This window comes from Testudinibacter sp. 'clade 2', from assembly GCF_006227735.1.
Lineage (GTDB): Bacteria > Pseudomonadota > Gammaproteobacteria > Enterobacterales > Pasteurellaceae > Chelonobacter.
The window spans coordinates 1-5,693 of record NZ_VDHB01000092.1 but is presented as its reverse complement, the minus strand read 5'-3'; the positions used below and the strand labels follow the sequence as shown (position 1 = coordinate 5,693).

The 5,693-nt window shown below is 44.7% G+C and carries 6 protein-coding genes; 1 reads left to right on the top strand and 5 read right to left on the bottom strand.

All coding sequences use genetic code 11. The features are described 5' to 3' along the window. The first annotated feature begins 103 nt into the window (after nucleotides 1–103). Nucleotides 104–598 carry a transcriptional repressor MprA gene (gene mprA, locus FHQ30_RS07900; protein WP_139611935.1) on the top strand — a complete coding sequence of 165 codons (495 nt, stop codon included), beginning with the start codon at nucleotides 104–106 and terminating at the stop codon, nucleotides 596–598. Between the two features lie 6 nt (nucleotides 599–604). On the opposite strand, the gene FHQ30_RS07895 is transcribed toward mprA, so the two are convergent. The 5 genes from FHQ30_RS07895 to sstT all read right to left on the bottom strand — a co-directional run bounded on the left by FHQ30_RS07895 (nucleotide 605) and on the right by sstT (nucleotide 5,560). Then, a complete protein-coding gene (locus FHQ30_RS07895) occupies nucleotides 605–1,210 on the bottom strand; it encodes an NAD(P)H-dependent oxidoreductase (RefSeq protein ID WP_139611936.1) in 606 nt (201 codons plus the stop codon). Nucleotides 1,211–1,239: 29 nt separating this feature from the next. Further along, nucleotides 1,240–1,689, bottom strand: a complete 450-nt coding sequence (locus FHQ30_RS07890; protein WP_139611937.1) for an NfeD family protein — start codon at nucleotides 1,687–1,689, stop codon at nucleotides 1,240–1,242. 27 nt (nucleotides 1,690–1,716) lie between these two features. Then, a complete protein-coding gene (locus FHQ30_RS07885) occupies nucleotides 1,717–2,640 on the bottom strand; it encodes an SPFH domain-containing protein (RefSeq protein ID WP_139609350.1) in 924 nt (307 codons plus the stop codon). Nucleotides 2,641–2,700: 60 nt separating this feature from the next. Beyond that, nucleotides 2,701–4,173: a molybdate ABC transporter ATP-binding protein ModF gene (gene modF / locus FHQ30_RS07880; RefSeq protein ID WP_267963855.1), complete on the bottom strand. Its 1,473-nt coding sequence runs from the start codon at nucleotides 4,171–4,173 to the stop codon at nucleotides 2,701–2,703. 127 nt (nucleotides 4,174–4,300) lie between these two features. Next, entirely contained in the window at nucleotides 4,301–5,560 is a 1,260-nt protein-coding gene (sstT, locus tag FHQ30_RS07875; RefSeq protein WP_139611938.1) for a serine/threonine transporter SstT, read from the bottom strand. Nucleotides 5,561–5,693: the final 133 nt, after the last annotated feature.

Sequence of the window (5,693 nt, the reverse complement as noted above, 5' to 3'; positions counted from 1 at the left end):
CTATTGATTTCGGCTTACGCCTAGATTGTGCTCATTTTAAACAACAACTCAAAATATAAACAAAGATCAACAGACCCTAGATTATTTAAGGAGATAATCATTTATGCGAAATTTTTCTAAAATTGAAACCTCAATCAAGCAGTGTGCGCAGTCAGAGCCGGATTTACCGTTGGAAAAAATTCTGCTTATCCGTTTATTATTGCATTCGAGCAGCGCCTATTTGGAACATCGCAACACATTATTAAAAAAATGGGAATTAAATGATACGTTGTTTATGGCATTGGTGGTGCTCTATACTCAGCCGGAGCATCGTATTCAGCCGTCGAAACTGAGTGATATTCTCGGTTCTTCCCGTACCAATGCAACGCGGATTTCCGATGAATTGGTAAGCAGAGGCTGGATTGAACGGGTTATAGATGAAGCGGATCGACGCAGTTTCTTATTGCGATTGACTGAAAAAGGAATTGGTTTTATTCGAGAACGTATGCCACAACAATGGGAAAATATTCATCAAGTCTTTAGAGGTATTACGCCGGAAGAGATGCGGCAATTGTCACTACTATTACATAAAGTTGTGGCAAATGTCGCAGGGCGTTAACTTCCATCATTGAAATGAGGATTCAGCAGCAGATAAATTTTGTGTAGTAATTTCTGCTGCTTGCAGCAGCATGGTTTGGCGTGCTTGATCGTTAACCAGATGAATGTCATCAAAAATCTGATGTTGAATATCCTCAATTCCACAGTAGTTAAACAAACCGTCAACCAACGTATCCTGTATCGATTTATCAAAGCCACGTCGTTGATACTCCATCAAGTTACTGCCAATCAAGATAAATTGTTGCAGCTTTTTCCCTTTCAGTAGCCCGCAAGAAATGCCATTTTCTGTTTTGTAGGCAAAACCGTGCGTTAATACGCGATCCAGATAGCCTTTCAAGATCGCCGGAAATCCCATCCACCATAGCGGATAAACCAGCGTGATTAAATCAGCATTTGAGATCAGCTGCTGCTCGTAGCGAATTTCTGCGGCAATAATACCCTGATACGATCCTTGCAACTCTTCATAGGATAAAATTGGGTTAAAATTCATGCGATACAGATCGCGGATCATGACTTCACAACCGCACTTTTTACTGCTGGCAGCAATGCTATCGACCATGGCTTTGCTGAAGCTGTGTAAATGTGGGTGGGCATAAATAATTAAGTGTTGCATATTTACACATTTTCCCGATTTCGGGTTTTCTAGTTTATGATTTTCTCGACGGATAGCGTAATACCGTCAACCTTGGATACTTTTACCGTATCGCCGATCTGTAAATTCGCACCTTTAATCCGCCAAGTGGTGTCGCCGAAATGCGCACGTCCGATACCGCTTGCTGCCATTTCAGTCATGGTGCCGCGTTGAGCGAGCATCGCAATGCCACGTTGGTTAAGTGCGGTATGCGGATCTGCCTGCTGATCTTTATGGTGTTGGTAACGCCACCACACTACGCTGGCGATCACAGCCAGACTGGCAAAAATAACCCAACTCCAGATTATTGAGAGTGGGAAAAGGCAGCTTAAACCGGCGACTGCCAAGGCAGCAAGCCCCCACCAGAGCAGAAAAATGCCCGGTAGGATAGCCTCCGCGATTAAGAGGATAAAACCGAAAATTAACCAAGACCAAAACGTCCAAGTAGCAAACCATTCCATGTTGTCCCTCTCTAAGTTAAAAGTTTATCAGGCTTTTTTATCGCCCTTGAGTAATTCACTGATACCGGCAACCGAACCGATTAAGCTTCCGGCTTCCAGCGGCATCAACACCACTTTACTGTTTTGTGCCTGCCCGATTTGTTGCAAGGCTTCGGTATATTTTTGTGCGATAAAGTAGTTGATGGCTTTAGTATCACCACTGGCAATGGCATCGGACACCATTTGGGTGGCTTTTGCTTCGGCTTCGGCTTCCCGCTCGCGCGCTTCGGCTTTGAGGAAGGCCTCTTGTCGTTCCCCTTCAGCTTTCAGAATGCGTGACTGTTTGTCGCCTTCGGCGCGTAAAATTGCAGCTTGGCGCACGCCTTCGGCTTCCAGAACATCAGCACGTTTATTTCGTTCCGCTTTCATTTGCGCGTTCATCGAATCGATCAGCTCTTTTGGCGGACGCACGTCACGAATCTCAATCCGAGTGACTTTGACTCCCCACGGATTGGTGGCTTCGTCAACGATTGACAGTAAGCGGCTGTTGATTGAATCGCGCTGTGACAACATTTCATCCAGCTCCATTGATCCCAACACAGTACGGATATTGGTCAATGTCAGGTTGATAATTGCTTGTTCCAGATGGTTGACTTCATAGGCAGCATTGCGGGCATCGACGACTTGTACGAAACAGACAGCATCAATCGACACATTGGCATTATCTTTCGAGATCACCTCTTGTGACGGAATATCCAACACCTGTTCCATCATGTTGATTTTACGTCCGACCCGATCGATAAACGGCACGATAAAATTCAGGCCTGGCGTCAACGTGCGGGTGTAGCGTCCAAAGCGTTCTATCGTCCAGTGATAACCTTGCGGCACGGTTTTCAGGGCGGAAAACAGGGTAAAAATGACAAACAGCACAAAAAACACTGTTGCAATCGGCAAACCATCTAAAAAATCCATAACGGAAATTCCTCTCTTTTTAAGTCGATTAACAGGATAAAACGTATCAGTAAATAACGTTTAACTTTGATAATAATCGTAACTGTCGGCATTTGCAATAAATTCGAAAGTGCGGTTGATGCACTTAGGCTGATCTTCTAGGTGGTGTGAAACAAACAGCAGTTGTGTTGCACTGTTGCTGATCAATTGTTCGATAAAAGTCAGCACTAGATGGCGGTTAATCCCGTCCAACCCCATCAGTGGTTCGTCCAAAATCAAGATCGGCGGGTGTTTGACCATGGCACGCGCAATCAAGAGCAACCGCTGTTGCCCCCAAGACAGGGTACGAAACGGTTTGTCGGCAAAGGACAACATATGAATACGCTCGAGCCATTGCAGGGCGTTTAAACGTAAACTGTCCGGAATTTGTTGATAAACGCCAATAGAATCGTAATAGCCGGAGACAATCACCTCAAGTGCGCTGCAATTGACCCGATAATCCAGATGGAACTGGTTGCTGAGAAAACCGATTTTTTGTTTGATTTGCCAAACGGTTTCGCCACTGCCACGCTGTTTACCAAAGATCTTGACTGGGTTGCAGAATGCCTGCGGATGATCACCGCTAATCAACGAGAGCAGCGTAGACTTGCCACAGCCGTTTGGGCCTTTAATCCACCAATTTTCTCCCGCTTTCACCTGCCAGTTTAAGCTGTTCAAAATCAGTTTATCGCCATACCGAACGTTGACATTGTGTAGAGCAAAGACGAAATCCAGATCGTTATCGAGGGTTTGTGGCGTTTCAGCAGGCAGCGGAATGGCTTGATAAACGCTGTTTTCGGCGTGACAAAGTTGTTGAAAAACCGCACTTTGACGGATAATTTCAGCGCTATCCTGCAAGATCAGGCGGCAATTGTTCATCATGGCGATGGTATTGGCCTGTGATGGAATATCGTCCAGTCGATTAATGATCAGGATCACCGTCATTTGTTGGCAAAGTGCGGTCAGTAAGTCAATCCAAAATGCTTGCGATGCTTGATCCAAACCTTCAAACGGCTCATCTAAAATCAGCAATTGAGGGCGACTGATCAGTGCTTTAGCCAATAATACTTTACGCCCTTCACCGGTGGAAAGGTGCTTAAAAGCGCGGTTCAGCAATGGGGTAATCTGTAGCGTCTCAGCCAATTCGGCTAAAAAGTGCGGTTGGTTATGCTGTTCTAAAATCAGTTCGGCAGCGGTTTTGCCATGATAATCGGGATCGACACAATCGTTATTCAGATCACGATAAATCTGCTCGACAATCTGCTGTTGTTGTTCAAAAGAGAGCAGGCTGATCTGTTGGAATGGATTTTGATAATCGCCAGTGTAAGGCGCCTTTTTCTGTGCCAAAAATTTAGCTAAGGTACTTTTGCCACTACCGTTATGTCCGACAATCACTGCAAATTCGTTTGGCATAATTTGAAAATCATCAATAGTGACAAACAGCTGATTGCTGATTTTGAGTTGGGCTTGTTGTAATCGGATGGCGGTTGGCATACTACCTCGTAATGTGTTCATTTATTCCTGGGTAAATTAAATCAATATGTAAATTAAACCAATGGATGAAAAAAAGCGAATCTGTTTTACACCGATTCGCTTGTCTTGAATAAAATTTATTGAATTAACGACTATTTGGCTAAATTCATTAACCGTTGCTGCGTTTTTCTGCAATATCCGCTGCGGCAGTGAATACCACGTCAGTTGAGGAGTTGAGTGCGGTTTCTACTGAGTCTTGAATCACACCGATAATAAAGCCAACACCGATCACTTGTACTGCAATATCATTTGGAATACCAAATAGGCTACAAGCCAATGGAATCAGCAACAATGATCCGCCGGCAACTCCGGATGCACCACAAGCACAGATACTAGCAATCACGCTTAACAACAGAGCCGTGGTGAAATGGACTTCGATGCCGAGTGTAGTCACAGCCGCCAGGGTTAACACTGTGATGGTAATTGCGGCACCGGCCATGTTAATGGTTGCGCCCAATGGAATGGAAACAGAGTACAACTCTTCATTCAGGTCTAAACGTTTTGCCAAGTTCATGTTGACCGGAATATTGGCAGCAGAACTGCGGGTGAAGAATGCGGTTAAGCCGCTTTCACGCACCGCAGTCCAGATTAATGGATACGGATTTTGGCGGGTTTTCCAGAATACTAAAATAGGATTGACCACAAATGCGACAAACAGCATTGAACCGACTAATACATACAACAAGCGGGCATAAGCACCAAGTTCCTCTAAGCCTTTGTCCGCCATTGCTGCAGCCACTAAGCCGAATACCCCGAATGGTGCGAAAGCGATCACGACTTTTACGATCATGGTCACGGCTTCTGCCAATTCGTGAATAATACGCTTGGTGCTTTCAGAAGCGTGGCGTAATGCGATACCTAAGCCGATTGCCCATGCTAAAATACCGATATAGTTGGCATTAAACAGCGCTTGAATCGGGTTATCCACCACGTTCATCAATACCGTCAGCAGAACTTCACTAACATTTTGTGGCGGGCTTAATTCAGCACCAGAGGTGACCAGTGTCAATTGGCTTGGGAACAAGAAACTGGCGACGACTGCTGTCAGTGCCGCGAGGAACGTACCAACAATATACAGTACGATAACGGATTTCATTGCCTTACTGTTGTGTTCGGCATCGCTGGCTTTGCGGTTGGCAATCGCCGACAGCACCAAGATAAACACCAGGATAGGTGCAATGGCGCGTAAACCACGCACAAACAGCGTGCCTAAAATACTGACGCTTTCCGCTAGGTTAAAACCTAATGTAGGAGTCAAGGGGTGTGCAATCAATCCGGCAATAATACCCAGCACCAGACCAATCGAGATTTTGGTGATTAAACTGCCTTGAAACAGCAGTTTGATTAAAAAGTGATTTGAGTTACTCATAGTTTTCTTCTTTTTATGGTGAATGATAAGGTCTTTTTACATCATCTCTGAAGCGAGACTCGAGCTAAGATTAACGTAAAATTTTCAATAATAAAACATAAAATTTAAGAAAATCAGCTTTTTTGTAATGCTA